24 protein-coding genes, 1 tRNA gene and 1 pseudogene are annotated in these 25,953 nt (G+C 66.9%); 15 read left to right on the top strand and 11 right to left on the bottom strand.

All coding sequences use genetic code 11. The features are described from left to right. Positions 1-92: 92 nt before the first annotated feature. Positions 93-980 carry a Yip1 family protein gene (locus ABZ348_RS15040; RefSeq protein ID WP_358933024.1) on the top strand — a complete coding sequence of 296 codons (888 nt, stop codon included), beginning with the start codon at positions 93-95 and terminating at the stop codon, positions 978-980. Between the two features lie 67 nt (positions 981-1,047). Here the strand turns inward: ABZ348_RS15040 and ABZ348_RS15045 are convergent, their stop codons facing one another. Both ABZ348_RS15045 and dcd read right to left on the bottom strand, forming a co-directional pair. Next, a complete protein-coding gene (locus tag ABZ348_RS15045; RefSeq protein WP_358933026.1) occupies positions 1,048-1,545 on the bottom strand; it encodes a phosphoribosyltransferase in 498 nt (165 codons plus the stop codon). A gap of 3 nt (positions 1,546-1,548) precedes the next feature. After that, the gene (dcd, locus tag ABZ348_RS15050; RefSeq protein ID WP_358933028.1) at positions 1,549-2,124 is read right to left on the bottom strand and encodes a dCTP deaminase; all 576 of its coding nucleotides are present in this window, start codon (positions 2,122-2,124) and stop codon (positions 1,549-1,551) included. Between the two features lie 494 nt (positions 2,125-2,618). Here dcd and ABZ348_RS15055 point away from each other — a divergent pair. The 3 genes from ABZ348_RS15055 to ABZ348_RS15065 all read left to right on the top strand — a co-directional run bounded on the left by ABZ348_RS15055 (position 2,619) and on the right by ABZ348_RS15065 (position 3,772). Next, positions 2,619-2,692: transfer RNA gene (locus ABZ348_RS15055), tRNA-Gly, on the top strand. A gap of 362 nt (positions 2,693-3,054) precedes the next feature. Then, a complete protein-coding gene (locus tag ABZ348_RS15060; RefSeq protein ID WP_358933030.1) occupies positions 3,055-3,324 on the top strand; it encodes a type II toxin-antitoxin system prevent-host-death family antitoxin in 270 nt (89 codons plus the stop codon). Further along, the gene (locus ABZ348_RS15065) at positions 3,314-3,772 is read left to right on the top strand and encodes a type II toxin-antitoxin system VapC family toxin (RefSeq protein ID WP_358933031.1); all 459 of its coding nucleotides are present in this window, start codon (positions 3,314-3,316) and stop codon (positions 3,770-3,772) included. The genes ABZ348_RS15060 and ABZ348_RS15065 overlap by 11 nt, the downstream gene beginning before the upstream one ends. A gap of 346 nt (positions 3,773-4,118) precedes the next feature. Here ABZ348_RS15065 and ABZ348_RS15070 read toward each other — a convergent pair. Next, a pseudogene (locus tag ABZ348_RS15070) lies at positions 4,119-4,205 on the bottom strand (integrase); the annotation flags it as partial. A gap of 114 nt (positions 4,206-4,319) precedes the next feature. Here ABZ348_RS15070 and lepB point away from each other — a divergent pair. Continuing rightward, the gene (lepB, locus tag ABZ348_RS15075) at positions 4,320-4,985 is read left to right on the top strand and encodes a signal peptidase I (protein ID WP_358933033.1); all 666 of its coding nucleotides are present in this window, start codon (positions 4,320-4,322) and stop codon (positions 4,983-4,985) included. Positions 4,986-5,134: 149 nt separating this feature from the next. Here the strand turns inward: lepB and ABZ348_RS15080 are convergent, their stop codons facing one another. The 4 genes from ABZ348_RS15080 to ABZ348_RS15095 all read right to left on the bottom strand — a co-directional run bounded on the left by ABZ348_RS15080 (position 5,135) and on the right by ABZ348_RS15095 (position 8,657). After that, positions 5,135-5,350: a DUF6243 family protein gene (locus tag ABZ348_RS15080; protein ID WP_358933035.1), complete on the bottom strand. Its 216-nt coding sequence runs from the start codon at positions 5,348-5,350 to the stop codon at positions 5,135-5,137. A gap of 98 nt (positions 5,351-5,448) precedes the next feature. After that, positions 5,449-5,940, bottom strand: a complete 492-nt coding sequence (locus tag ABZ348_RS15085; RefSeq protein ID WP_358933037.1) for a hypothetical protein — start codon at positions 5,938-5,940, stop codon at positions 5,449-5,451. A gap of 44 nt (positions 5,941-5,984) precedes the next feature. Next, positions 5,985-6,899 (bottom strand): trypsin-like serine protease, encoded by a 915-nt coding sequence (locus tag ABZ348_RS15090; RefSeq protein ID WP_358933039.1) that lies wholly within the window; start codon positions 6,897-6,899, stop codon positions 5,985-5,987. 201 nt (positions 6,900-7,100) lie between these two features. Next, positions 7,101-8,657: a cryptochrome/photolyase family protein gene (locus tag ABZ348_RS15095; RefSeq protein ID WP_358933041.1), complete on the bottom strand. Its 1,557-nt coding sequence runs from the start codon at positions 8,655-8,657 to the stop codon at positions 7,101-7,103. Positions 8,658-8,953: 296 nt separating this feature from the next. On the opposite strand from ABZ348_RS15095, the gene ABZ348_RS15100 reads away from it, so the two are divergent. From ABZ348_RS15100 to ABZ348_RS15120, 5 genes are all read left to right on the top strand, one after another. Beyond that, a complete protein-coding gene (locus ABZ348_RS15100) occupies positions 8,954-9,346 on the top strand; it encodes an SseB family protein (RefSeq protein WP_358933043.1) in 393 nt (130 codons plus the stop codon). Further along, positions 9,346-9,984: a hypothetical protein gene (locus ABZ348_RS15105; protein WP_358933045.1), complete on the top strand. Its 639-nt coding sequence runs from the start codon at positions 9,346-9,348 to the stop codon at positions 9,982-9,984. Before ABZ348_RS15100 ends, ABZ348_RS15105 begins: the two co-directional genes overlap by 1 nt. Positions 9,985-9,987: 3 nt before the next feature. Further along, positions 9,988-14,703: a putative T7SS-secreted protein gene (locus ABZ348_RS15110; RefSeq protein ID WP_358933047.1), complete on the top strand. Its 4,716-nt coding sequence runs from the start codon at positions 9,988-9,990 to the stop codon at positions 14,701-14,703. 775 nt (positions 14,704-15,478) lie between these two features. Continuing rightward, on the top strand, positions 15,479-15,844 hold the full coding sequence (locus ABZ348_RS15115) for a DUF6086 family protein (RefSeq protein ID WP_358933049.1): 366 nt from the start codon (positions 15,479-15,481) through the stop codon (positions 15,842-15,844). A gap of 175 nt (positions 15,845-16,019) precedes the next feature. Further along, positions 16,020-16,778 carry a hypothetical protein gene (locus ABZ348_RS15120; RefSeq protein ID WP_358933051.1) on the top strand — a complete coding sequence of 253 codons (759 nt, stop codon included), beginning with the start codon at positions 16,020-16,022 and terminating at the stop codon, positions 16,776-16,778. Between the two features lie 158 nt (positions 16,779-16,936). On the opposite strand, the gene ABZ348_RS15125 is transcribed toward ABZ348_RS15120, so the two are convergent. Genes ABZ348_RS15125 through ABZ348_RS15140 form a run of 4 tightly spaced genes read right to left on the bottom strand, consistent with a single transcriptional unit; the run spans position 16,937 to position 20,560 of the window. Further along, positions 16,937-18,130, bottom strand: coding sequence for an ABC transporter permease (locus ABZ348_RS15125; protein ID WP_358933053.1), 1,194 nt, complete (start codon positions 18,128-18,130; stop codon positions 16,937-16,939). Next, positions 18,127-18,840 (bottom strand): ABC transporter ATP-binding protein, encoded by a 714-nt coding sequence (locus ABZ348_RS15130; protein WP_358933055.1) that lies wholly within the window; start codon positions 18,838-18,840, stop codon positions 18,127-18,129. Before ABZ348_RS15130 ends, ABZ348_RS15125 begins: the two co-directional genes overlap by 4 nt. After that, positions 18,837-19,916 (bottom strand): peptidoglycan-binding domain-containing protein, encoded by a 1,080-nt coding sequence (locus ABZ348_RS15135; RefSeq protein ID WP_358933057.1) that lies wholly within the window; start codon positions 19,914-19,916, stop codon positions 18,837-18,839. The genes ABZ348_RS15130 and ABZ348_RS15135 overlap by 4 nt, the downstream gene beginning before the upstream one ends. After that, positions 19,913-20,560, bottom strand: coding sequence for a hypothetical protein (locus ABZ348_RS15140; RefSeq protein ID WP_358933331.1), 648 nt, complete (start codon positions 20,558-20,560; stop codon positions 19,913-19,915). Before ABZ348_RS15140 ends, ABZ348_RS15135 begins: the two co-directional genes overlap by 4 nt. Before the next feature lie 134 nt (positions 20,561-20,694). Here ABZ348_RS15140 and ABZ348_RS15145 point away from each other — a divergent pair, with 134 nt between their 5' ends. The 5 genes from ABZ348_RS15145 (at position 20,695) to ABZ348_RS15165 (ending at position 25,937) form a co-directional block, all read left to right on the top strand. Beyond that, complete coding sequence (locus tag ABZ348_RS15145) at positions 20,695-21,390, top strand: response regulator transcription factor (RefSeq protein WP_358933059.1); 696 nt, start codon at positions 20,695-20,697, stop codon at positions 21,388-21,390. Then, positions 21,387-22,925, top strand: coding sequence for a HAMP domain-containing sensor histidine kinase (locus ABZ348_RS15150; protein ID WP_358933060.1), 1,539 nt, complete (start codon positions 21,387-21,389; stop codon positions 22,923-22,925). Before ABZ348_RS15145 ends, ABZ348_RS15150 begins: the two co-directional genes overlap by 4 nt. Continuing rightward, positions 22,922-23,416 (top strand): hypothetical protein, encoded by a 495-nt coding sequence (locus ABZ348_RS15155; protein ID WP_358933062.1) that lies wholly within the window; start codon positions 22,922-22,924, stop codon positions 23,414-23,416. The genes ABZ348_RS15150 and ABZ348_RS15155 overlap by 4 nt, the downstream gene beginning before the upstream one ends. A 424-nt stretch (positions 23,417-23,840) precedes the next feature. Then, entirely contained in the window at positions 23,841-24,044 is a 204-nt protein-coding gene (locus tag ABZ348_RS15160; RefSeq protein WP_008743748.1) for a cold-shock protein, read from the top strand. 360 nt (positions 24,045-24,404) lie between these two features. Beyond that, positions 24,405-25,937 carry a DEAD/DEAH box helicase gene (locus ABZ348_RS15165; protein WP_358933064.1) on the top strand — a complete coding sequence of 511 codons (1,533 nt, stop codon included), beginning with the start codon at positions 24,405-24,407 and terminating at the stop codon, positions 25,935-25,937. The last annotated feature ends 16 nt before the right edge of the window (positions 25,938-25,953 follow it).

Consider the following 25,953-nt stretch of genomic DNA (forward strand, 5'->3'; position numbering starts at 1 on the left):
TCCCCTAAGGGATGTCACAGGTCGGCCGCAATGGGGGCGCTCACCACCGTGCGCCGGTACTCCGCACGGATGGAACGGGTACGTTCAAAGGCGTGGCTGGATTCAGGATCGGACGCGGCCGGGACAACCGCACGCAGCAGCAGCAACCTCGACAGGCACCGCCGCCCTACCCGGGTGGCGGCGGCCAGCAGCCGTATGCGCGGCAGCCACAACAGCCGCCGCAGTGGCCCCAGGGCTCCGGCCCGCAGGGCCATCAGCCGCAGTACGGCGAGCCGGAGTACTTCGGTGACCCGCACCACGGCGGGCAACAGCGCGGCGGACCCCCGCAGCACGACCCGTACGCGAACAGCGCGGGTCACACCCGGGCGTTCAGCATCGACGACCCCTACGGCGACGGATCGACCTACCAGGCGGGCAACGCACCCGCGCCCCCGCCGGGTCCCCGACTCCACTGGAAGCAGTTGCTGAGCGGAATCGTGCTCCGCCCCAAGGCGACGTTCTGGCAGATGCGGGACTACGCGGTGTGGGGCCCGGCACTGGTCGTGACCTTCGTGTACGGCCTCCTCGCCATCTTCGGCTTCGACAAGGCCCGCGAGGAGACGATCAACGCGACGCTCTCCTCGGCGATCCCGTACGTGCTCACCACGGGCGTCGCGTTGGTGATCGCCGGCTTCATCCTGGGCGCGGTCACCCACACGCTCGCCCGCCAACTCGGCGGCACCGGCGCCTGGCAGCCGACCGTCGGCCTCTCCATGCTGATCATGTCGATCACCGATGCACCGCGACTGCTGTTCGCGCTCTTCCTGGGTGGCGAGAACTCCCTGGTCCAACTGCTGGGCTGGGCGACCTGGTTGGGCGCGGGAGCCCTCTTCACCCTGATGGTGAGCAGGTCGCACGACCTGCCCTGGCCGAAGGCGCTGGGCGCGGCCTCGATCCAGCTCATCGCACTGCTGTCGATCATCAAGTTGGGAACGCTCTGAGTTCTCGACACACCCGTGAGGGCCCGCCCGGTGTGCATCGGGCGGGCCCTCACGGGTTTCGAGACGGTCAGGAATCCAGAACCTGCCCCTGCCTGCGAACGACGGGCTTCTCCACGCTCCAGGGGAAATTGATCCAGTCGTCCGTGCGCTTCCAGACGTACTCGCACTTCACGAGCGAGTGCGACTTCTCGTAGATCACGGCGGAACGAACCTCCGCAACATGGTCGACGCAGAAATCGTGGACGAGCTTCAACGTCTTACCCGTGTCCGCGACGTCGTCCGCGATCAGGACCTTCTTGTCCGAGAAGTCGATCGCATTCGGTACGGGTGCGAGCATCACCGGCATTTCCAGAGTGGTTCCCACTCCGGTGTAGAACTCGACATTGACGAGATGGATGTTCTTGCAATCGAGCGCGTAGGCCAATCCACCCGCAACGAAGACACCACCCCGGGCAATGGAAAGCACGACGTCGGGCTCGAACCCGTCATCGGCGATGGTCTGCGCCAGCTCCCTGACCGCGCCGCCGAACTTCTCGTACGTCAGATTCTCGCGCACCTCACTCATGGCTCAGACCTGCGTCCGGTGGAAGTTCTGGAACGAGCGGGACGCCGTCGGTCCGCGCTGTCCCTGGTAGCGGGAGCCGTAGCGCTCACTGCCGTAGGGGAACTCGGCGGGAGAACTCAGCCGGAACATGCAGAGCTGCCCGATCTTCATCCCAGGCCAGAGCTTGATGGGCAATGTCGCCAAATTCGAGAGCTCCAGGGTCACATGTCCGGAGAACCCGGGGTCGATGAAGCCCGCCGTGGAATGGGTCACCAGACCCAACCGGCCGAGGGAACTCTTCCCCTCCAAACGGGAGGCGAGGTCGTCGGGCAACGAGATGACCTCATAGGTCGACGCGAGCACGAATTCACCGGGGTGAAGGATGAACGCCTCGTCACCTTCCGGCTCGACGGTACGCGTGAGATCGCCCTGCTCGACGGCAGGGTCGATATGGGGGTAGCGGTGGTTCTCGAACACCCGGAAGTAGCGGTCGAGCCGCACATCGATGCTGGAGGGCTGCACCATGGATTTGTCGTAGGGATCGATACGCACACGACCTGCGTCGATCTCGGCCCGGATGTCCTTGTCTGAGAGAAGCACCCCCCGAGGATACGCAGAGCGCGCGGACCCGCCCCACTCGGACGACTCCGCGCGCCTGCACTCACGCGCCCACCCTCATGCAGTTGCCCTCATGAGCACCTAGCGCCTGGCGGACTCCACCGGCACGACACTCCGCAGCCGCGCACACCGCGGACACCGCACAAGCCGCCCGGGTCCGATCCGCGCAGCACCGAGCTGCTGCATCGGAAACGAAGCGGTGGCAAACACGTGCCCTTCGGCACAGCGGACGACGGTGCGCTCCATCAAGTCCATCGAGTCCCTTCCCCGGAAAATGCGGACGAACGCCCACATTAGGGGATCAGCCACCCACCACGCCGACCGGCACTCCGAACCGCCACCGTACGCCTCAACTCCCTTGCCCTGCATCCCGATCACCACCACCACACCACGAAAGGCCCACCGGCTTCATACGCCGGGGGCCGGGAATGGGGTAGAGTGAGCGGCGTTGCGACTGCGAGTGAGCGGTCGATTGCGCGGGTGTAGTTTAATGGTAGAACATGAGCTTCCCAAGCTCAGAGCGCGAGTTCGATTCTCGTCACCCGCTCCATGAAGAAGGCCCAGGTCGGAGACCGGGGCCTTTCTTGTTGTCTAGACCACATCAGGTGTCGCGTGCCCGTTGCGTGCCCGTCCGTGCCAGATGGCCGATCGCGGCCCTTCTGACAGACAGTCTGCAGCAGCTGGTCCGGCCGGCGGACGACCGTCGACACCCCAAGCGGTTCGCATCTCATCCGTTCGATTCTCGTTGCCGGGAAGCTTCAGCCTCCGCTCCCGGGATCTTGTCGTTGCTTGAACCCTCAGCGCGCTGCATGGCCGTCGCAGAACAGAGCCACCGCAGCCACTCGCACCCCCCTCTCTCCCCTACGTGCCATGATGTAGCACTAGGTAGCACATGGGGCTATCGTGTAAGCCATGGCAGCTCAGCACGAGATCACTCAGCGCGATCTGCGCAGTCGGTCGAAAGAGATCATGGACGCCGTTCAGAGCGGACAGTCCTTCACCGTCACCCGGGATGGGCACCAGATCGGTGAGCTGATCCCCCTCCGGCGACGCCGGCGGTTCGTCCCCCGCGGAGAGTTCGCGGCAATGTCCCGCACAGCGCCCGGCATCTCCCTCGATGCTTTCCGGACCGATCAGAGTGCCACCGCCGAGCAGGAGACGGACGATCCCTATGCCCGCTGAGCACCAGCAGGGACTGCTCGACACCACCATCATGATCTTGCGCAAGTGGGTGGACCCCGAAGAACTGCCCGCTGAAGTGGCGATCAGCGCCATCACGCTGGCAGAACTCTCCGCGGGTCCCCACGAAGTGCGCCGGAACGAAGAGCAAGACGACTATGACGAGCACGCCGAACGTGCACGCCGAATGGACGTCCTCCAACGTGCCGAGAACGAATTCGACCCCATCCCGTTCGACGCCGAAGCCGCCCGTATCTATGGCAGGGTGTGCGCGGCCGTCATCGGAGCCGGCCGCAAGCCCCGGCGTCGAGTGGCCGACTTGATGATCGCGGCCACCGCGATCGCCGAAGACCTGCCTCTCTTCACCACAAACCCCGACGACTTCAAGGGGCTTGAAGAACTGCTCACTGTCGTCCCCGTCCATCGGCCGGCCGTGCTCCACGACCGATGAACAACATCAAGGCCAACGCCCGCGCCAGAGGCCGGATGTTTCCGGATCAGCAACCTGGTCAGCCCACCGCACCAGATGCGCACCAGAAGAGGCGGCGAACCACGGTCAACGGTGGCTTCACCAGGTCAACCCAGCTCGACATCCGTGAATGCCCAGTTCAGGCGGCACCCGCCGCATAAACGATCAGTGCTTCCCAAGCCCAGAGCGCGAGTTCGATTCTCGTCACCCGCTCCAGAGAAAACCCCCAGGTCAAAGACCCGGGGGTTTCGTGTTGTCTAGATCGCTCTAGGACTCCCGCACCACCTGAACCCATTTTGCGCTCCTCGTGCGCCTTCTCACGGGTCAGCCGCACCATCCGGTCCAGCCCGCCCGCAACCTCCTGCTCGGGCTCAAGATCCGAGTGCTGATAGATCAGCGCGGCCTTCTCCGAACTGGGCCAAAGACTCCACCGGCTGATGCTGCCTTGGGATGAGGTGCATTCCTGCCCCAAGACCGCTTAGCCTCTACCGGTCCGCCTGGCCTCGGGCGGTTCAAGGGAGGGGTGTTCATGCAGCAGCGGGGAGTGGGCAGGGGGTTAAGAGCCGCGGCCTGGGTACTTGTGCCACTCGGGTTGATCCTGGCGCTGGGGGGCACCTGGTACTTGCTCGCGAAGTACCAGGGGATCACCGTCACGGGTGAGGCGATGAAGCCCACGTACCGCCCAGGTGAGCGGCTGGTCGTCGAGCGTATCGACGTGGGCGAGATACGCAGGGGTGATGTCGTACTCGTCCATGTGCCCGATCGCTATCAGGGCAGACCGGTCCTACAGCGGGTCATCGGGATGGGCGGCGATCATGTGGTGAGCGACGGAAGTCGGATCACGGTGAAGGGGAAGCCGGTCGACGAACCGTATGTGATGCGCGGCGAAGTGAACCCGACAACCGCACCGTACGACGTGAAGGTGCCGGACGAGCGGTTGTTCCTGCTGGGCGACCACCGGGGGAACTCGAACGACTCGCGGTACTTCCTTGACAATGAGTCGGGCAGCGTCGCGGCCTCCGGGGTGCTCGGGCGAGTGCAAGAGGATTTCACTGTGCCAGCGGTGTTGGCGGCGCTCGGGGTCCTCGGGATCGTGCTGACCCTGGTCGGGATCGGCCTGGGGATCGGAGGGTACGCGGCCGGGCGGCGGGCCCGGTGGTCGCACGCGGCTGTGCCGCCGTGGCCCGTGGCCTAAGCGTTCTTGAGCATTTGTGGTGTGGCCGGCGTGAGCACGCGGGCTCGGTGGGGCAGGTCGCGATCGGCGGTAGGCCCACTACCGGGACTACCGGAGCCTTCCCATGTGGTGAACCGGGGCGCTCCGGTGTAGCGCACTGCCGCCCTGCGTCAGCTCTTTGCTGTGTCGTCGCCCGTCTGCCCGGTGCCCTCAGCCGCGGCTGCCTTCTCACGCATCTTGCGCACCAGTTCCGCCTTCTGGTCGGCGGCACCCTGGCGGTCGAGGTTGCGGTGCGGGCCGTTGTTCTGCCGCTCGGCGCGGGACAGCTTCTTGCGCTGCCCTCCGCCCATGCCCACGGGGTTGTTGATGTTCTTGCTCACGGTCACGGATCCTCCCGGTAGTGGTGTGAGGTGATCTACGGATTCATCGGTGGAGACGGACGCGGCGACGTCGAAGGGCGTCAGCAGGCGGGCCCGTCACCCACTCACTCGTAAATCGGCGTCTGGAAGAACACGACAAGGACGTTACCCGGTTCTGTCGGCACCGCACACCAGTGCGTTCGACAGTCCGGATGGAATCCCCACGGGCGTCGCTGGGCAGCCGCGTCACTGGCTCGTAGGGTGGCGGCGGTGCGCTGGGCGGCTACACCGTCCGGTGCGGTTCGGTGCCGGGGATCGGCGTACGAGCCCTCGCCACCCCACAGCAGCCCTCCTTCTCCCCGGTCCACAGCCGTGAGGCCATCGACCGATGACACCCATGACGGATCGCCTTCCATCATCTTCTTGAGGTCGAGGGGAGAGAGGACCATGAAGCCCCCCGGCCTGGCGGGGTCGAGGGCGACCTCATAGGAGTGCCCGTCGGCGTAGTGGAGTGCGTCCTTGAGGGGCAGCTCGAAGTCCTTCCACAGGCGCTGTTGATGACCGGTCTCCCACGTCGTCGCCGTACCGTTCGAGTCCAACTGCTGGACCTGGGGCATGTGCCCTCCGCAGGAGGGAGCCCGCCTCGTGTGCGGGCCGACGCTCAGGCGCGCTGGGCCCGGTCGTAGACCTTCTTGGCGGTGGCGCCGAGGATCTCTCCGTACATCTTGGTGGGTGTCGTGGAGTCGAGCGCGGAGTTGACCGAGATCAGAGTGCCCTTGCCGGTGGTGGTGTTGAAGCCGGCGAGCCAGGGGCCGCCGCTGGCGCCGCCGCTCAGGCTGCAGGGGATGACCTGGGTGCCGTGCTCCTTCTTCGCCGTGCCGACGCAGCGCAGGAGTTCCTCGCCTCGCTGCGGACTGGTGGCGGGGTAGCCGAGGGCGGAGACGGTACCGCCGACGGGACGGTTGAAGGCGATGTCCTGGCCGCCCACGACCTCGGTGAGCTTGCGGCCCTTCTTATCGGCGTCGACGACCAGCGCCGACATGTCGTGCACGGAGTCGTTCTCCCAACTGCGCGGTGTGACGGCGCTGCGGACCGCGAAGGCGCCGTACGGCATCTTGCCCTTGCTGTAGCCGGGTACGAACACCATGTCCATGTTGGTGTTGTAGGGGGACGAACCCCGGCGCACGCAGTGGGCCGCTGTCATCACGGCGGATTTGTTGGCGCTCTTGACGGCGGTGGCCGTGCACCAGGTGTCGGCACCCTTGGAGTTGACGAAGAAGAGTCGGCCCACGGTCTTGAGAGGGGTGCCCCGGTACGGCTTGGCCTTCGGTCCGGTCGGTCCGAGGTCCACGGACTTCCCGACGGCCTTGATGCGGGCGGGCGTCCAGTAGGCGAGGGCTGCCTTGCGCTCCTTGGCGGTGTACGACAGGACTGAGACCGGGTCCGCAGGGGCGGCTTGGGCGGCTCCGGCCGTCACGACGGTCTGAGCAGCGAGGGCGAGGACCGTACCGGCCACGGCCAGTCCCGTGGCCCGACCACGAAAGCTCCGGATCAGGGAAGTTGAGGTCTCGGGCATGGCTGGTGGCTCCTCGCTGCTGCGGTCGACGGACGGGCTGTCCGTTCGTACAGCAGGAGCGAGTGACCGCTCATCGGGTTGTCGCTGTCGACGTCCTGTGACACGGATGTGCGGAGGTGCGAACACCAACTCGACCTGCCCTGGGGGCAGGTCGCTGGCGCATCACCCCGGTGGTCTGCCGGGCGGGCGTCTGCGGACGAGTCATGGCGCGGTGTCCCCGCGGCGGGCGGTCGTGTCGAGCAGTTCTGGCAGGTCCTTGAGCCGGTCGAGGCCCCTGACGGCGCGGGCGGTGCGGTGGTTGGCGGCGAGCCGGGTGCGGTGGCGGTGGAGGAAGGCCCAGTAGCCGGCGGTGTAGGGGCAGGCTTTGTCGCCGGTTCGGTGGGCGGGGTGGTAGGCGCACGGTCCGCACAGGTCGCTCATCCTGTTGATGTAGGCGCCGCCTGAGGTGTACGGCTTGGTCGTCATCAGACCGCCGTCCGCGTACTGGGACATGCCGACGACATTGGGAAGCATGACCCAGTCGTAGCCGTCGACGAAGCAGCGGTGGAACCAGTCGGTGACGGCAGAAGGATCCCAGCCGTCCTGGAGCGCCCGGCTGCCGAGCACCATCAGGCGGGGGATGTGATGGGTCCAGCCGGTGTCCCGTACCTGGGCGAGGACGGTGGAGAGGCAGTTGGCGGTGACCGCCTCGGCGTCCAGGTCGAGGAACCAGTCCGGCAGGGGCGCGGTGTGGCGCAGGACGTTGCGGTGTCGGTAGTCCTCCCCGAAGTGCCAGTACAAGTGCCAGACGTACTCGCGCCACCCGGCGATCTGCCGGATGAAGCCCTCGACGCTGTTGAGGGGGGCGTCGCCGGCGCGGTGGGCCCGTTCTGCGCGTCCCACGCATTCGGCCGGGTCGAGGAGGCCGAGGTTCAGGGGTGCGGACAGCAGGCTGTGGCTCATCGTCGGGTCGGCCGCGAGCATGGCGTCCTCGTAGCGTCCGAAGTCCGGCAGCCGGTGGGTGATGAAGTGCCGCAGCGCGGAGAGTGCCTCGCGTCGAGTGGCGGGGAAGCACCGGGGGCCGTCCCGGCCGACGAAGGACATGTCACCGTCGCGCTCCCAGCCATCGAGGTCGCGGCGCACCTCTTCGTCAATGGCGTCCTCGCGTGGCCGCCAGGGGCCTCGGACGTCGAGGGTGTCCCGGGCGCGGGGCGGGGGTTCGCGGTTGTCGTGGTCGAGGTTCCACTGTCCCCCCGCGGGCTCGTCGCCATCCATCAGCAGGTCGTGCCGCTCCCGGACCCAGTGGTAGAAGGGCTCCAGTCGGAGTCCTGGTCCGCCGCGGCGGCTGGCCCAGTCGGCGAAGTCGTCGTGGCTCACCAGGAAACCCTTCGCCGGAAGGATCTCGACGCCCTTCTGCCTACCGACGAAATCCAGTGCCCGTCGTGAGGTGGGGTGGCAGACCGTCAGAATGTCGTCGCCACCCCCCTTGTGTGAGGTGCCCGCGCCTCCCTTGGATGACCGGTCTCCAAGAGCTTTGGCCAGTCCCTCGGCATACGTCTCGGCTTTGATGTAAGTGACCCGGTCGCCGAGTTCGGCGGCGCGGTGCCGCATCGCCGAAAGCACCAGATGGGCTTTGGCGCGGTGGAACCGACGCCTGCGCAGCACCGAGCGCGCCTCGATCATGACCACCGGAGCCTGGGGGTCCGGGCCGCAGTGGCGGGGCGCGAGGAAATGCGGACCGAGTTGGTCCCCGAACAGCCAATGGGGTCGTGGCGCCATGGGGTTCCGCCTCTCACGGCCGCTGTTCCGTGGGTACGACGCCGGAGCGAGACAGGGAGGGCTGAGGACACCGGCCCATTGTCACGGAGGTGTCGATGCACTGCGCGGTGCCGCTCGGTGACCATCGAGTTTCGGACCTGGCCGATGCTGCCAGCCGCCACCCTCTTTCGTTGCGGCGACACCCCGTCTGGACGGGGAGCCGCCTCCCACACCCGCCATGAGTACCCCCCTGTTCTCTGGACGTTCGGACGAGCCCTGGGGCAGGCTCGTCGGAGGCGACGTTACGGGGGTTCGAAGTGAGCACGGAGCTGACCGATCGGATCGTGGAGCGGCGGGCCGGGGACGGTGATCCCCGGGCGTTGGTGGGGGAGTTGCGCAGGGCCCTGGTGTTGGTGCCTTTCGAAGGCGAGGGGTTGTGGACGGCATCGTTGGGTGGCGTGCGGTGGGTGTGCGCCTTCACCGATGAGGAGGCGTTGGCGCGGTTCGCCTCAGCCCGCGGGGAGGCGGGGCGGGAGTGGGAGTTCGCGGAGTTGCGCGGGGCCCGGTTGCTGGACGAGATCGTGCCGGCGATGGGGGTGCCGGCGGGAGTCGCGGTCAACATCGCGGATCCGGAGGGGTCGATGTTGTTTCCGCCGGTGGTGGGGATCGTGCCGGATGCGGTCGCGGTGGTCGAGGGCGGGCAGGGCTGATGGGCGGCTTGGAGGATCTGAAGTTCGACGCGGAGTCGGTCCGCAAGGTCACCGAGGGCCTCCGGGCGGCCGTGTCGGAGTTGCGGGAGGTGGGCACCGGTACGGGGTCGGTGCTGGGCAAGGGGTTCTCCGGCATGTCGATGACCGGCATGGAGGCCGGCCACCACGGGTTGTCGGCGGACTTCGAGGACTTCTGCGAGCGGTGGGAGTGGGGGGTGCGGGCGCTGATCCAGGACGCGAACACCCTGGCTGCCGCACTGGGTCTGGCCGCGGGTCTGGTGTGGGAGGAGGACCAGTACCGCAAGGGCACCTTGAAGATCGTCGTGAATGCCGGTGTCGGCAATCCGCACGCCTCCGAGGACGAGATCGTCAAGCAGAAGTGGGGGGATCTGATGACGCCCGACTACCTCAGTCCGGACTACAGCAAGGAGTCCTTCGACCGGGCGCGGGAGGAGAGCGCCCAGGTGTGGAAGGACACCGGGCGGGCCCTGGTGACCGAGGGCAACGGGGGCCGCCAGTCGCGGATCCTGAACGACATGTTGGGCGTGGATCAGCAGGAGTTCGACCGGGCGGTGGACGACCAGTTCGGCCCTTCGCCCGAGGAGCGGGCACGGCAACAGCAGGGCGGGGGGAGCTGACCCATGGGCATCGGTGATTTCCTCAGTGACATCACGCCGGATGTCGTGGAGGACGCGGTCGAGGACGCCACGGAGTGGGTGGGTGACGGGGTCGAGGCGGCAGGCGACTGGAGCGCCGACCGGTTGCAGGACGTGGGTTGGGACTCGGGCGCGGATTGGGTGCGCGAGCAGTCCCGGTCGTTGGCGAATCGGATGGGCGCCGAGGTCGATGAGCTCGATCTGGGGCAGACCGAGGACAAGTCCAAGCTGATCTACGGTTCTGCCTCGAAGCTGCGTTCAACGGCGGCCCACTTGAAGGACTTCCAGAAGTCGTTCACCTCCGTAGGTGAGGGCCTGAAGGGGTTGGACTCGTCCGCGGTGAAGGGGGAGGGGGCGGACGCGTTCCGGGAGACGGTCGCGGTCGAGCCCCCGAAGTGGTTCAAGGGTGCGGACGCCTACGGCAAGGCGGCGGAGGCGCTGGAGACGTTCGCCTCCACCGTCGAATGGGCCCAGGACCAGGCACAGACGGCGATCGAGAAGTGGAAGGCCGGTACAAAGGCCTCCGCGGACGCTCTGGACGCGTTCAAGGCGAAGACGGAGACGTACAACCAGGCCGTCGACAAGTACAACGCGCAGCCCGCGGAGAAGCAGGACCTGTCGTCACTGCCGCCGAAGCCGGGCAAGTTCGTCGATCCGGGCACCGCGTTGATGAAGGAGGCACAGGAGATCCTGGCCGAGGCTCGCCGACAGCGGAACTCGGCTGCCGAGACTGCGCGCACTTCGGTGCGGGCGGCACGTGATGCGGCCCCGCCGAAACCGTCCTACGCCGAGCAGGCCAAGAGCGGGCTCGACGAGATCGAGGTGATGCAGTCCCATTTCGTCGGCGGCATCATCAAGGGAACGGCCGGGCTGGTCACCTTCGTCCGCAGTGTGAATCCATTGGACCCGTACAACCTCACGCATCCCGCCGAGTACGGGCTTGCGCTCAGCAACACCGCCGCCGGGTTGGTGCAGGTGGCGAATGACCCGTGGGGTGCGGGTAAGCAGATGGTGACCGGGTTTATGAAGGACCCGGCCGAAGGCTTCGGACGGCTGGTGCCCGATCTGCTGCTCACCGCGGCGACGGGTGGTGGTGGGGCTGCCGTCAAAGGTGCGCGGATCGCGAAGGAAGCCGCTGATCTGGCGGCGGACGCATCCCGGGCGCGCAAGGCCGTGGACGACGCGCCCGCCGGTACGCACGACCGGTCGGACGGGGAGCGCACGACCCAGAACACGGACCCCGTCGATCTGGCCACGGGACGGATGTTCCTTCCGCAGACGGACGTGGTGTTGCCGGGCACCTTGCCGCTGGTGTTCAGCCGTCGGGTCGAGTCGGGTTACCGGGCGGGGCGGTTCTTCGGCCCTTCGTGGTCCTCGACCGTCGATGAACGCTTGGAGGTCGATCCCGTCGGCGTTGTCCATGTCACCGCGGACGGGCTGTTCCTCACCTATCCCCATCCCGCGCCCGGGCTGCCCACCGCGCCGGAAACCGGTAGGGCGCGTGCACGGCTGGTGCGTGAGGACTCCGGTGACTACACGATCACCGACCCCGACACGGGGTTGGTCCGCTCCTTCACCGTGCCCCTCGGCGCCGAGCCCGGTGCGGACGGGGACATCTGGCTGACCCAGATCACCGACCGCAACCACAACACCGTCACCATCGACCGCACGGAGACCGGCGCCCCGCTGGCCATCGCCCACTCCGGCGGCTATCACCTCGTCCTCACCACCGACGAGGAAAACGGCCGGATCACCGCATTGGAACTCGCGGACGGTGACACCACCCACCCGATCAGAACCTACGGCTACACCAACGGCGACCTCACCACCGTCTCCAAGCCCTCCGGCGCCACCCTCACCTTCGAGTACGACGAAGACCACCGGGTCACCGCCTGGATCGACTCGAACAACAGCCGCTACGACTACGTCTACGACGACCGGCACCGTGTCATCGGCGAGGGCGGCGAAGCCGGTCACTACCAACTGACGCTCGCCTACGGCACCCCGGACCCCGCGACCGGCCACCGCACCACCACGCTCACCACCGCACGGGGACACACCACCCGACATCTCATCGACCGCAACTCCCGCACGCTCGCCACCACCAATCCCCTGGGCCACACCGCTCGCTACACCTACGACTCCCGGGGCAACCAACTCAGCCACACGGACCCGCTGGGTCACACCACCACGTACACCTACGACGGCGACGGGCGGCTCACCAGCCTCATCCTTGCCGACACCAGTCAAGCGCGTACGGAGTACGACTCATGGGGCCTGCCGACAGCCCATTTCGGCAGGGACGGAACCAGCAAGCAACAGGAGTACGACGAGCGGGGCAATCTGGTCGTGGTCACCGACCAGTGCGGTTCCAGCACGCGTTGGACCTATGACGCCCAAGGGCGCCCCACTTCGGTCACCGACGCACAGGGTGGTGTAGCCCAAGTGCTGTGCGATGGTCCGGGCCTCCCGTTGAGAACGACCGATCCTGCTGGCTCGGCCATTTGCATTGACCGTGACGGCTTCGGTCGCCCTGTTCGCATCACGGACCCCTTGGGCGCGATCACACAACTCGCATGGAGTTCTGATGGTGAGTTGACGCGGCGGACCAGTCCAGATGGTGCCGTCGAGGCTTGGGCCTACGACGGCGAGGGCAACTGCACCAGTCACACCGATGCAGTCGGTCGGACCACTCTATTTGAGTACACGCACTTCGATCTCCTATCGGCTCGGACCGACCCCGATGGAACACGCCATGAGTTTTCGCACGACAACGAGCTCCGTCTCACCGAGGTGACCAACCCTCAGGGCAAGACGTGGTCCTACACCTACGATCGCGGCGGCTACCTGGCATCCGAGACCGACTTCGACGGTCGCACACTCACCTACTCCCTCGACCCGGCAGGGCGGCTCCGCTCCCTGACAAATGCACTTGGTCAGGTGATCTCCTATGAGCGTGACCAAGTCGGCCGAGTGATCAACAAGGACGTGCTGGGCGAGGTTACCCACTATGCCTACGACCGCGCGGGCCGGTTGACCCGGGCAGCCGCCCCGAACTGTGAGCTGACCTACCAGTACGATCGCCGCGGTCGGGTCAAAACAGAAGTGTCGGACGGCTACGCCACCACCTATGCGTATGACGCACTCGGCCGACGTACCCGCCGCACCACGCCGACCGGCCAGGTCACGAGCTACAGCTACGATGCCGCTGGCCATCTCGCCCGCCTCACCAGTGGCGAACACCACATCGTATTCACCCGCGATGCCTCAGGTCATGAGCACAAACGTACATACGGTGAATCACTCGCCTTTCTATCGACTTGGAATGCAGCAGGTCGACTGTCTGCCGAAAGTATCGCGACTGACACCAAGTTCGTGAACCACCGCGCCTACACCTACCGCGCCGACGGCCAGCTAACGAGTCTGAGCGACGCTTTGCGCGGCACATCCAGTTTCGAACTGGATGCCGCAGACAGGGTTACGTCGGTCACAGCAGCGGGTTGGACCGAGACGTACGCCTATGACTCGGCCGGGAATCAAACCCATGCGTCCTGGCCCACTGTCCATCCTCGCCATGAGACAGTAGGTGAACGTGTCTATGAAGGCACAAACATTTCCCGTGCTGGAAGCACCCGCTATCGTCACGACACCATCGGTCGAGTCATCGTTCGCCAGAGAACTCGACTTTCTCGTAAACCTGACACTTGGCACTATTCGTGGAATGCCGAAGACCTTCTCACCGGAGTAACCACACCGGATGGCGTCCGATGGCGCTACTGCTACGACCCTCTCGGTCGTCGCACCGCCAAACAACGACTCGCGGACGACGGCGAGACCGTGGTGGAAGAGACTCGCTTCACCTGGGACGGCACCACCCTCTGCGAACAGACCAGCGTGTCCCGAGAACTTCCGAACCCGATAACCCTCACGTGGGATCATCACGGACGTCGCCCCCTGGCTCAGACCGAGCGCATCCGCTCAGAAGAAGTTCCCCATTCGACGGTCGACGAACGCTTCTTCGCCATCGCCACCGATATCATCGGCACCCCCACCGAACTCATCTCTGAAACAGGCGACATCGCTTGGCGCTGTCGCAGCACCCTGTGGGGGATCACAGCTTGGAACACCGACGCATCCGGATACACGCCTCTGCGATTCCCCGGCCAGTACCATGATCCCGAAACTGGCCTTCACTACAACTACTTACGCCACTACGACCCCGGAACAGGACGATATGTTTCACCAGACCCTCTCGGCCTGGCACCGAACTCGAACCCTGTTTCTTACGTCGGCAACCCCAAGTCACAGAGTGACTACTTGGGGCTCGCCCCAAACGACTACTCGCCGGACAAGGAGCCCGAGGACAAGGTTCCGTCCGGGGAGCACTACTCCACAGAGGATCTAGCACGCGTCGCCGAACATCTCGGAACGCGTGTGGACCCGTGGGAGGTCAACGACGCCATGATCGCAAACATTCGCGCGCGCATGGAGGCGGGGCTACCTCTTTCAGAGGGCCAGATCTACTTCATGCGACATGAACTGACCGAAGCCAAGTTGATGGATGAGGGGATGCCCTATGAAGAAGCACACGAGATCGCCTTGAAGACACATCCTCACCTCAAGAACTATAGTCCTGACGTGATCGCCCAGTATCCGGGTTGGTTCAGTAAACCATGGCGCAAGGCTTGGGGTATGGATTAATGGCAGTCCACATCGAAGGGCCCCGCGCAATCGCCATGCGCAGGGACGAGCCATCCGCCTTCTACATCGCCACAGAGCAGCATCGGCGCCTTTCACCGTCCTCATTCTACGCAGGGCACAGCTTTAATATGACGGTAGAAGTGCGTAGGAATTTCGGAGGCATGACGGCCAGAGCACTCTTGGGTGGTGTTTTCACTAGCGCCGTGAGGCCTCTGGATTTGGTGACCGTATTGGAAGTTCCTTTTGCAGCCGATCTGATGGAGATCCAAACCCCCCCTAATTGCCGTAGCGAGCTTGGCCAGCCTCTCATTGCCGGACTTCCACGAGATTTCGCTGACGCCGTACTTGCCGGCCTTATGGACGAAGCGGCCGGAGCGCTTCCCGCCGGGGTTCTGAGAATTACTCGCGCTGGTTTCGACCCGACAGGCTCTTCCGAAATCATTTTCACCACTGTCAGCCAGCTACTTCGAAGCGTAGTGAGTGCTGCCCTGGAGAATCGTGATCCGGAGGCAGCAGCACTGGCAGCCATGCGTAGTTGGTAGCAGGTTCTTCCCGGCAAGCCGCCAAGACCGTCTCGACATAAAACCCAACCCCGTGGCGCTGATGTGTCCCAGTCGCATCAGCTCTGGGAACCTCACCGCACGGATGCCGACGCCACTCTCCGATTGGGATGGACTTCACCCTCGACGCTACCTCCGATTTCAGAGCGCAGCTGAAAACGCCGTCCAGACAAGGCCGCAGAGTCTGGAGTCGATGCGAGAACAAGGTGGGCCGAATGAGTTGCTATCTCTCCATCTCGGGTCGGGATGTATGGAACCCCTCCAACCGGGTAGCCGGGATCTTCATCGGCCATGCCAGGATTGCCGCCCGCGCCTACGCGATGGAAGCCGGAATCGGGGAAATCATCGATGACGAATGCAGTATCGATCACCGACTTTTCCTTGATTTCATCAGCACACTTGCCGCTAAGTACGAGGGATCGAACAATCAGCCCCTGAGGGGACTCCTGGAAGGCGTGATCACCGTGGGGCTGGTCCTTCTGATGCGTGCAGGAGATTCGCTGGACGACATGGGCATCAAGGAGCAGGCGTACTGGCAGGAACGCTGTGCTCAGGTCGCGACTGGTATGCCTCCGGGGTAGGTGTGGCTTGGGGCCAAGTGGGGTCAAGGGCGAAAGTGGAGCCAGGGCACTCGGTGGATCAGCCGACGAGCCTGGAGCCCCAGTGACCCACGACGCCATCGTGAACGGAGAGATTCCGAGTAGCCGGGGCGGCACAATGCCACCGGCCAAACAGATTCGTTGAGAGGCTTCCATAGTGCGGATCTCAGTCAGTGCGGGCTCGACTGTCGAAACAGCGGGGCACCCGTTGGCCTTCTCTCCCCGTTTCGACTTCTTCGGCCTTCAGGTCATCGTCGCGGGCTATGGGAGTCCTGCCGAGCGCGAGAGGCAGCTGCCACACACCTTCGGCAGCATGCAGTGGTTGGCGTCGGAGAGCGAACACTTCCGTTTCGATCACGACAGCCAAGAGTTGTGCAGCGCCACCTTCTTCGTGCCCCCCGTATCCGCCCCCGCGGGAGCCCTGCGCCACACGCGTGACTGGCCAACGCCCCTGCGGAGCGGGCTGCGCGCGGACCCTCCCGGGGATTTCGACCTGACCCAAGCCTCGGTCTTCTCCTACACAACCGGCACCGACGAGCTGCGTTCCTTCCGGGACACCACCCTCCTCGCCACGACACCGGACGCGCGGATCGAGATCGCCCCTTATGTGTGCCTCCTCGTCCAAGGGGGCACAGTCGCTGGCTGGAGCCTCACCGATCCCGCGAGATACCTGACCGACGGCTTCGCGGAACCCGAGAACGAGCCGCCGTCCCCCACCACCCGAACACTGCTGGCCGACTGCCTGGATCTGGTCTCTTCACCACTCGTCGAGGACGTCATGGACAAGGAACCCGACGCCTGGCTCCGCCTCAGAACCACCGAACGCGCTCTGCGAGAGCAACCCGACGACCGAGGACGCGCCAACATCCTGCACCGGGTCATCAGTCGACTGATCGAGGACTACGCATCCTGGTGACCCCGCCGAACAGTCGGAGACGGTCCACCACCGTGTCGACGCCTCTCTGCCCATCACACACGGCGAACCCCATTGACCACGAGGGACCACCCTCAACCCAAGACCGTATGCATCGAGGACCCCTCTAAGGCGTGGCCGTGGCCAATCACAGCCGCGCCTCACGTCCCGTTCAACGCCACCGTCGGGTGGAGCCGTGAGGCGCGGATCGCCGGGTAGAGGCCCGCGAGCACGCCGATCAGGAGGGTGGCTGCGAGACCGCCCGCGAGGGACCAGGGCGGGACCACCGCTGTCCAGTCCTGGGCGTGGGCGAAGCCGTACGTCGTCGCCGTGCCCAGGAGGGCGCCCGTGATGCCGCCCAGGCCCGAGAGCAGCAGCGACTCGGTGAGGAACTGGAGTCGGATCGCATGGCGGGTCGCCCCCAACGCACGTCGCAGGCCGATCTCCTGACGGCGTTCCAGCACGGAGATGACCATGGTGTTGGCGACTCCCACTCCACCGACCAGGAGGGCCACCGCGCCCAGGCCGAGCATCAGGGTCGTCAGGCCCTCGTTGGTGGCGGCCTTTGCCGCGAGGGCGTCCGAGGGGCGGGAGACCTTGACGCCCGCTTCGTTGCCGGGGCTGATGGTGCGGGGCAGGATCGCCCACACGTCCTCCACCGCGGCGTCCGTGGAGCGCTCGAACACGGTGGTGGGATGGCCGTCGAAGCCGAAGTGCTGTTCGGCGGCGGGGAATCCGACCATCGCGACCCGGTCCAGGGTGGGGACGAGTTCGAGCGGTCTGAGGATGCCCACCACGACCACGCGCGTGTTGTTCATCATGATCGTCTCGCCGGTGCGATTGACGCCGAGGCGTTGTGCCGCGACCGAGCCGAGGACCGTCGTCGGGAGGCGTTCGCCGGCCGGGGTCAGCCAGCTGCCCTGGTCGACCTCGCCGCCGAGGGTGGTCAGGAGGTCGAGGTGAACCGCCTGGGCGATGACCCCGGCGCTGCGCTCCTGGGGAACCAGGTCGCTGCGGCGGATCCGGGCGTCGATGTCGGCTGCGGCGGTGGCGTGCAGCACGGGGCCGACGCGTTCGACCATGGCGACCGCGCTCTTGGGGAGTTTGATCCGGTTCCCCTCCAGGTCCTCGCCGGCCTCCGCGGTGAGGAGGTTGGTGCCGAGCCGGTCGAGTTGGGCCATCAGATCGGCGCGGCTCGACTCGGAGAGGCCGACGACCGCGACCATGGTCGCGATGCCGATGGCGATGCCGAGTGCGGAGAGCACCACGCGGGCACGCCGGGCGCGCAGGCCGACCGCTCCGACGCCGAGGACGTCGCGCAGGGAGAGACGGGAGGGCTTGAGGTGGTGCTTCATGAGCGGGCGCCTTCCCCGGGGTGGGTGGAGCGCGAGTCAGAGACGATCTCGCCGTCCTTGAAGCGCACCCGGCGCGGCAGTGAGTCGGCGATCTCGTGGTCGTGGGTGATCACGCAGATGGTGGTGCCGGCTGCGTTCAACTCGTGGAGCAGTTCCATGACGATCTCGCCGGACGCCGTGTCCAGCGCCCCCGTCGGTTCGTCGGCCAGCAGCAGTCGAGGGTCTCCCACCAGGGCGCGGGCGATGGCCACGCGCTGTTTCTCGCCGCCGGAGAGTTCATGGGGCCTGTGCGAGGAGCGGTGGTCCAGTCGTACCTTGGTGAGCGCTTCTCGGGCTCGTGCGCGTCGTTCCTTGCGCGGTACGCCCGCGTACAGCAGTCCGTCGGCGACGTTGTCCACCGCGTCGCGGCCCGCTGCCAGGTGGAAGTGTTGGAAGACGAAGCCGATGTGGCGGGCGCGCAGTGCGGAGAGTCGGGAGTCGGAGAGCTCGGACACCTCGTAGCCGGCGACGCGGACGGTGCCCGTGGTGGGCCGGTCGAGGGTGCCCATGACGTTGAGCATCGTGGACTTGCCGGAGCCCGAGGGGCCCACGACGGCGACGAGTTCGCCCGCCCGGACGGTGAGGTTCACCTTGCGCAGGGCGTGGACGCCGCCCGGGTACGACTTGGTGGCGTCCCGGAGTTCGATCACCGTGTCCGCTGTGGTCGTCATGACGTCGCCACTCCGACCTTCATGCCCTCGCGCACGTCCGGGCCCGATACTTCGATCTGCCCGTCAGCGGTCATGCCCGCTTCGACCCGCACCATCCGGGAGGTGGTGCCGTCGACGATCTGGAGGCCGTACCCTCCGTTCTCGCCGCGGAGGGCGACGACCGCTTCGACGGGGACCGCGAGCACTCCCCTGCGGGCCTCGCTGACGAACTTCACGCTCGCCGATGCCTTGGCGTCCTCCCCGGACGCGGCGCCCGCCCCGCCGTCCAGAACGACTTCGACGATGATCCCGTCGGCGGGGGCCTCCTGCCCCTCGGCCCCGGTCTCCTCGGGGCGTACGGTCCCGGCGACCTTGCCTGTCGCCGTCTTCCCGCTGGGCAGGGTGACTTCGACCTTGGTGCCGCTCCTGGTCAGCGCGCCGTCCTTCTGGTCCAGCTGGGCCCGGATGACCGGTTTGGTGGAGGCGACCGTCAGGACCGGTTCGCCCGGGGCGACCTGGTCGGCGAGCGCCGCATCCGCGGACGCCACCTTGACCCGGCCGGGTTGGAAGACGACGTCGCCCTTGCCGACCCGGCCGGTCATTTCGCGGTTCAGGGACTTCTGCCACTGTTTGACGGCGGCTTCGGTGTCCTTGTCGTAGCGGACGTCGACGTACAGCTTCGCTCCGTATCCCAGGTCGCGGAGGTTGCGCTCCAGTTGGAGCACGTCGCTGCCCCGGTCGCCCGCCTTCATCTCGCGGAACATCGGGACGGGCCCGTACAGGAGGGTGACGGGCTTGTCGTTGAGTTCGTACAGCGCCTGCCCCAGGGTGAGCGTCTTCCCTTCGGAAGCGGCCACGGTGACCGTGCCCTCGACGGCGGACTTGACCGTACGGCGCTGTGCGAAGTCGAGCTTTCCGTCGACGGTCTTGGACTGCACGAGATCGGTGCGTACGACGGTCGTGGTGCCGGGCGGCAGGTCGCCGCGCTTGGCGGATGCGCCCGCATCGGCGCCATTGCCCAGGTACAGGACACCACCGACGACGGCGCCGACGACGGTCATCGCACCGAGCGCGAGAAGGGTGGTGCGGCGCTTCACTGCATCCCGTCCAGACCGTCGAGCAACTTCGACTCGCACGCCTTGCGGGCCTGCTTGTACGTCGGCGACTCCTCGTCGAAGGCCCGCTCCAGCGGGTTCGGCTGGCCGCCCGGCTGGGCGTTGCCGGCGCTCATGGTCGGGTTGGTGAACTTGGAGACGCCGTTGTCGCGCATGCACTGGGCGTGCGCGAGCATCGACTCGTACGCCTTCTGCTGGTTGATCTTGGGCATGGCGTCCATGGCGGCCATGAGCTCGTCGGCGCAGACGCCGTTCTTGCCGCCCTTGATGCCCTCGTTGCGGCCGGGTTGGGAGCCGATCTCGTTGATCTTCGCCCAGTCGAAGTGGCCGCTGAGCTTGGGGTCGGGGAAGTCGGGGTAGCCGCCCTTGGCCCGCATGCACTGGACGTATGTCATCTGGGCGTCGTAGAAGGCGCTCTTGCCCTGGGCCGGGGCGGCGGGTTTGGTCAGGGCCGGGTCGGGCTGTGAGGGCGCCGCGGTGTCCGGTACCTCGGCGATGCCATGGCTCTTCGCACCGCCGCCTTCGTCACCGCCGGAGCAGGCCATCGAGAACGCGAGGACGGGGACCGCGACGAGCGCGGTCAGGCGCAGCCGGGCAGTGGTACGGAAGGTCGTCTTCTGGATCATGTCCGCAACCATCGCCACCCCACGTGATGGCTTTTCCATGGCCACATGATGGGAACGTAACAATGCCCCCGACCTGCACATCCGCCCCCTGCCGGGGCAGCGGAGCAGTGGTTTCGGTGCCCATAATCGACCCCATGCCGCATGTGTTGCTCATCGAGGACGACGCGTCCGTACGGGACGGAATGGAGCTCGTGCTGCGCCGGCACGGGTACGGCATCGACACCGCGGCCACCGGGGAGGAAGCCCTCGCCCTGTTGGACGGCCCGGACGGAGGGAGGATCGAGCTGGCCGTGTTGGACCTGATGCTGCCCGGCATGGACGGCTTCGAGGTGTGCCGCCACATCCGGTCCAGGACCACGACGCTGCCGATCATCATGCTGACCGCCCGCGGCGACGACCACGACATCGTGACGGGGCTGGAGGTGGGCGCGGACGACTATGTGGTCAAACCGGTCACCGCGACCGTTCTGGAGGCGCGCATCCGGGCCGCGCTGCGGCGCGCGGAGCCATCCGGGCCGGCCGCGCACCCGGACGCCGACCGTGCGGGGCTGGTGATCGACCGCGCGGGGTTGACCGTCACCAAGAAGGGCAATCCGATCCCGCTGCCGCCCACCGAGTTGCGGCTGTTGCTGGAGCTTTCGGCGTCCGCCGGTCGGGTGTTCAGCCGTGAGCAGCTCCTCGAATCCGTCTGGGACCACACCTTCCTGGGGGATTCCCGGTTGGTGGACGCGGCTGTCGGACGGTTGCGGGCGAAGATCGAGGACGTACCGGCGAAGCCGCGGTACATACAGACCGTGCGGGGCTTCGGCTACCGCTTCGGGCCGTTGTGAAACCGAACGGCCCGGGTGGGCGGAGGCGTCGGCCCTGGCGGTTCGTCGGCGGGCTGCGGGTCCGGCTCGTCGTCACCTTCGTCGTCGTCGCCCTCATCAGTGCGGTGACCGCGACCGCCCTCGCCTACCGGGACGCCCGCACGGCCGTACTGCAACGCACCCAGAACACCGCGGTGGACGACCTCCGCAAGCAGATCACCGCGGTCGCCCCCGACTTCGACGTACCGCCCGACCAGGAGTCGCTGACCCGGTTCGCGGAGAAGGTGTCGAACGGCATCGGCGCCCGCATCGTGGTCGCCCGGCATCGGGACCTGGTTGCGGTCTCCGATTCGCTCGCGGATACGGAGGGCCGGATCAGCAGTGAGTTGCGCGCGTCCGTACGGGCCGGGAAGGGCGCCGGGTTCCAGCGCGTGATGTGGCGGGGCGCGCCCTATCTGGCCGTCGGGATGCCGGTGACGATCCACGACGACGGGCAGCAGCGCATCTCTGGTCTGGAGGTCTACGCGATCACGGATCTACGGGCCGAGCACGAGGACACCGCAGCCCTGCTGGATTCCGTGCGCGCGGGCATCGTGCCGGTGGTGGGGCTGGCGGCCGTCCTGGCGCTGCTGGCCGCGGGAACGGTTCTGCGCCCGGTACGGAAACTGGGCCGGGCCACCCGTGAGCTCGCGGCCGGGGACCTCGGCAGCCGGGTCACCGTGCGCGGGCACGACGAACTCGCCGAGCTGGCACGGACGTTCAACGAGACCGCCGATGCACTTCAGGCTTCCGACGCGGAACTGCGCGAACAGGAGGCGAAGGCGCGCCGTTTCGTGGCGGACGTCTCCCATGAACTGCGCACGCCACTGGCGGCGATGACGATGGTGGCGACGGTCCTGGAGGAGGACGCCGACCAACTGCCGCCGGACGCGGCACGGGCGGCCCGTACCGTCGGCGCCGAGACGGCGCGGCTGTCGCGGCTCGTCGAGGACCTGATGGAGATCTCCCGCTTCGACGCCAAGGCGGTACGGCTGAACGCGGCGGAAACCGACCTCGCGGACACCGTACGGGCGTCACTGGCGCTGCGCGGCTGGACGGACCGGGTACGGGCGCACCTCGACGAAGGCGTCCGGGCGGTGGTCGACCGGCGCCGCATCGATGTGATCGTCGCCAATCTGGTGGGCAACGCGCTGCGGCACGGGGCTCCGCCGGTGACGGTGACGCTCAGGACGGACCGAGCGGACCCGACGCACCCGACGCACCCGACGGGGGACGGTTCGGGCACGGATTGGGTGGTGCTGGAGGTCGCCGATCAGGGCCCCGGGCTGCCACCGGAAGCCCGGGAGCGGGTCTTCGAGCGGTTCTACAAGGCGGATGCGGCCCGCACACGCAGTGCGGCCGACGACAGTGGACAGGGCAGCGGACTCGGTACGGCGATCGCCCTGGAGAACGCACGGCTGCACGGCGGCACCATCGAAGTGGCGGACGGACCTCGGCGCGGTGCGGTGTTCACCCTGCGGCTGCCCCTGCGACGTTCCGGGGAGGACGTGGAGTGAGGATCCGGCGAGGGTGCGTGGTCGCGGCGCTGGGAATCGGCCTGCTGGGGTGCGGTGTCCAGCCGACCGGTGTGGTGGATGCGGGCGAGCCCGCTTCCGGGCTGACGAGCGGGGCACGGCTGTACTTCGCGTCCAACAGCGGTTTGCGCGGGGTGTCCCTGATCGACAAGGAGATCAAGGACCTCGCGTCGGTGATCAAACTGCTCGCCCTGGGGCCGTCGCCCACCGAGCAGCGGGACGGGCTCACCTCGGTCTTCGAGATCGGCGGCTACACGGTGACCGGGGAGGGTACGCGCGTCACACTGCACCTGGCGGGCCCCTATGGACAGTCCGGGCGCGACCAGGGCACCGGACAGTTGGTGTGCACCCTGGCACGCGCCCAGTCCGTGCTGGAACCGGAGGTCATGTTCGACGACGTCGAGGTCACCCTGCGGCCCGAGGAGGGCGCCAAGCTGGGGCCCTTCCGATGTGCGGAGTTCCTGAACGGATGAGCCGGCGGCGTCGATCGGCCGTCCGGTGCGCCACGGTCGGTCGAGCAGCTCGTGTCGTGGAGCATCCGCAGATCGTGTCAGAGGAACCGGGTCCCGCCGTGGGAACCGGGTCCCGCCGTAGAAACACTTCGCCCCGGGCGGGCCAATATCTATGACGGCGGGATGAGAAATTAATGCGAGGCGCGGTGAGAGTACCTCACACAAAAGGCAGCACGAAATTATCAGCCGTGCATTGCCGATGTTGCCATGCTACTGTCGATCTCAGTTGCAGTTGTGGTTCCCAAAATCTCAAGCACCCTCACTCGAACTCAGTGACGGTGGGAGTGCTTTTTGTCTCCGGTCATTTCCGGATGGGGCAATCATCGCGGCGACGCGAAGCCCGCACGGTGCTGGCTTCGGCGAACTGCCCCAGAAGGAGATAAAAATGGCTGCTGGTACCGTGAAGTGGTTCAATGCGGAAAAGGGCTTCGGCTTCATCGAGCAGGAAGGTGGCGGCCCCGATGTGTTCGCCCACTACTCGAACATCGCCGCCCAGGGCTTCCGCGAGCTGCTCGAAGGCCAGAAGGTGACGTTCGACATCGCACAGGGCCAGAAGGGCCCGACGGCCGAGAACATCGTTCCCGCCTGACGTTGACAAGCACTTCGTAGCTGGGGCCCGCATCCTTGGGGTGCGGGCCCCAGCTACGCGCATTTCAGGGCGCAGCCGCTCCCCGTACGCCGTGAACTTCTTCCCGGCGGGGATTCAGCCGGCTCCCCTTTTCTGGGCGGATGCTCCGCCCGCGCCCCGGACCCGAGTCCGGCAGGACCACCACGGTCGATGCATGGCCGCTTCTCCACGCGGCTTCCGAGACATTTATGTCCATCCCGCGAGCAGCCATTTTCCGACCGGGTCCGCTTTCGTATTTCATTCGGCTCATTCTTGCGATTCTCCGCGCCGCTCATTGCTGCGGGAATTCCTTGATACGTGCCGCATCGAGGAAGGTTCCGCATGAACCGCACACGCACGAACGACCGATCCGCCGCCCGTACTCGCACCAACGGTTCCGGATCGGGAAGGGGCGGAAGTCGCTCCGGCGCTCCCAGCCGTTCCGGTACTCAGAGTCGCTCCGGTGCTCCGAACCGCTCCGGCGGCCCCGGCCGTTCGGGTGGTTCCGGCCGTCGACCCGCCGCGGTGAAGCAGGAGTTCGCCCTCCCGGTCACCGTCACACCCGCCCTGCCTCCCGTCGAGGCGTTCGCCGAGCTCGACATGCCCGGACAGCTGTTGGCCGCGTTGAGCGCCGAAGGCGTGACCGTGCCGTTCCCGATCCAGGGCGCCACCCTGCCGAACACCCTCGCGGGTCGGGACGTCCTCGGACGCGGACGAACCGGTTCCGGCAAAACGCTCGCCTTCGGCCTCGCCCTCCTGGCCCGTACGGCCGGACAGCGCGCAGAGCCCCGTCAGCCGCTGGCCCTGATCCTGGTGCCGACACGCGAACTGGCGCAGCAGGTCAGCGATGCCCTCACCCCGTACGCCAGGGCGGTGAGGCTGCGACTGGCCACGGTGGTGGGCGGGATGCCGATCGGTCGGCAGGCCAGTGCACTGCGCGGCGGGGCCGAGGTCGTCGTGGCCACGCCCGGCCGTTTGAAGGACCTCATCGACCGCGGCGAGTGCCGTTTGGACCAGGTCGCCATCACGGTCCTGGACGAGGCCGACCAGATGGCCGACATGGGGTTCATGCCGCAGGTCACCGCGCTGCTGGACCAGGTGCGTCCCACGGGGCAGCGGATGTTGTTCTCCGCCACGCTGGACCGCAATGTCGATCTGCTGGTGCAGCGCTATCTGACCGATCCGGTGGTCCACTCCGTCGACCCGTCCGCAGGCGCGGTCACCACGATGGAACACCACGTGCTCCACGTCCACGGCGCGGACAAGCAGCAGGCCGCGACCGAGATCGCCGCTCGCGACGGGCGGGTGATCATGTTCCTGGACACCAAGCACGCCGTGAACCGGCTCACCGAGCACCTGCTCAAGAGCGGGGTACGGGCTGCCGCCCTGCACGGCGGCAAGTCCCAGCCGCAGCGCACCCGCACCTTGACGCAGTTCAAGACGGGGCACGTGACCGTGCTGGTGGCGACCAACGTGGCGGCGCGCGGCATCCACGTGGACGATCTGGGGCTCGTCGTGAACGTGGACCCGCCCACCGACCACAAGGACTACCTCCACCGCGGCGGTCGCACCGCCCGGGCGGGCGAGTCGGGCAGCGTCGTCACCCTGGTCAGCCCGAACCAGCGGCGGGCCATGGTCCGTCTGATGGCGGACGCCGGCATCCGTCCGCAGACCACTCAGGTGCGCCCCGGCGACGAGGCCCTGAACCGCATCACCGGCGCTCGGACCCCTTCGGGCGTGCCGGTCGTCATCACCGCCCCCGTGGTCGAACGGCCCCGGCGTGACGCAGGAACCCCGCGGGGCCGGCGTCGCCGCGGCGGCTCGGCCGGCGGACGCGCTGCCGCGCGCCAGTCCACCTTCCGGGCCGCGGCCTAGGTCGTGTCCTCCCTGC

Origin of the sequence: Streptomyces sp. NPDC005963, from assembly GCF_040638655.1 — a bacterium.
Taxonomy (GTDB): Bacteria; Actinomycetota; Actinomycetes; order Streptomycetales; family Streptomycetaceae; genus Streptomyces.

What these genes read in the sequence shown, in the direction of transcription:
- ABZ348_RS15045 (WP_358933026.1), bottom strand. Translation starts at nt 1,545, where the DNA reads ATGAGTGAGGTGCGCGAGAATCTGACGTACGAGAAGTTCGGCGGCGCG.
- ABZ348_RS15060 (WP_358933030.1), top strand. Translation starts at nt 3,055, where the DNA reads ATGGCAGCTCAGCACGAGATCACTCAGCGCGATCTGCGCAGTCGGTCG.
- ABZ348_RS15065 (WP_358933031.1), top strand. Translation starts at nt 3,314, where the DNA reads ATGCCCGCTGAGCACCAGCAGGGACTGCTCGACACCACCATCATGATC.
- lepB (WP_358933033.1), top strand. Translation starts at nt 4,320, where the DNA reads ATGCAGCAGCGGGGAGTGGGCAGGGGGTTAAGAGCCGCGGCCTGGGTA.
- ABZ348_RS15085 (WP_358933037.1), bottom strand. Translation starts at nt 5,940, where the DNA reads ATGCCCCAGGTCCAGCAGTTGGACTCGAACGGTACGGCGACGACGTGG.
- ABZ348_RS15090 (WP_358933039.1), bottom strand. Translation starts at nt 6,899, where the DNA reads ATGCCCGAGACCTCAACTTCCCTGATCCGGAGCTTTCGTGGTCGGGCC.
- ABZ348_RS15095 (WP_358933041.1), bottom strand. Translation starts at nt 8,657, where the DNA reads ATGGCGCCACGACCCCATTGGCTGTTCGGGGACCAACTCGGTCCGCAT.
- ABZ348_RS15105 (WP_358933045.1), top strand. Translation starts at nt 9,346, where the DNA reads ATGGGCGGCTTGGAGGATCTGAAGTTCGACGCGGAGTCGGTCCGCAAG.
- ABZ348_RS15110 (WP_358933047.1), top strand. Translation starts at nt 9,988, where the DNA reads ATGGGCATCGGTGATTTCCTCAGTGACATCACGCCGGATGTCGTGGAG.
- ABZ348_RS15115 (WP_358933049.1), top strand. Translation starts at nt 15,479, where the DNA reads ATGAGTTGCTATCTCTCCATCTCGGGTCGGGATGTATGGAACCCCTCC.
- ABZ348_RS15125 (WP_358933053.1), bottom strand. Translation starts at nt 18,130, where the DNA reads ATGAAGCACCACCTCAAGCCCTCCCGTCTCTCCCTGCGCGACGTCCTC.
- ABZ348_RS15130 (WP_358933055.1), bottom strand. Translation starts at nt 18,840, where the DNA reads ATGACGACCACAGCGGACACGGTGATCGAACTCCGGGACGCCACCAAG.
- ABZ348_RS15140 (WP_358933331.1), bottom strand. Translation starts at nt 20,560, where the DNA reads ATGATCCAGAAGACGACCTTCCGTACCACTGCCCGGCTGCGCCTGACC.
- ABZ348_RS15145 (WP_358933059.1), top strand. Translation starts at nt 20,695, where the DNA reads ATGCCGCATGTGTTGCTCATCGAGGACGACGCGTCCGTACGGGACGGA.
- ABZ348_RS15160 (WP_008743748.1), top strand. Translation starts at nt 23,841, where the DNA reads ATGGCTGCTGGTACCGTGAAGTGGTTCAATGCGGAAAAGGGCTTCGGC.
- ABZ348_RS15165 (WP_358933064.1), top strand. Translation starts at nt 24,405, where the DNA reads ATGAACCGCACACGCACGAACGACCGATCCGCCGCCCGTACTCGCACC.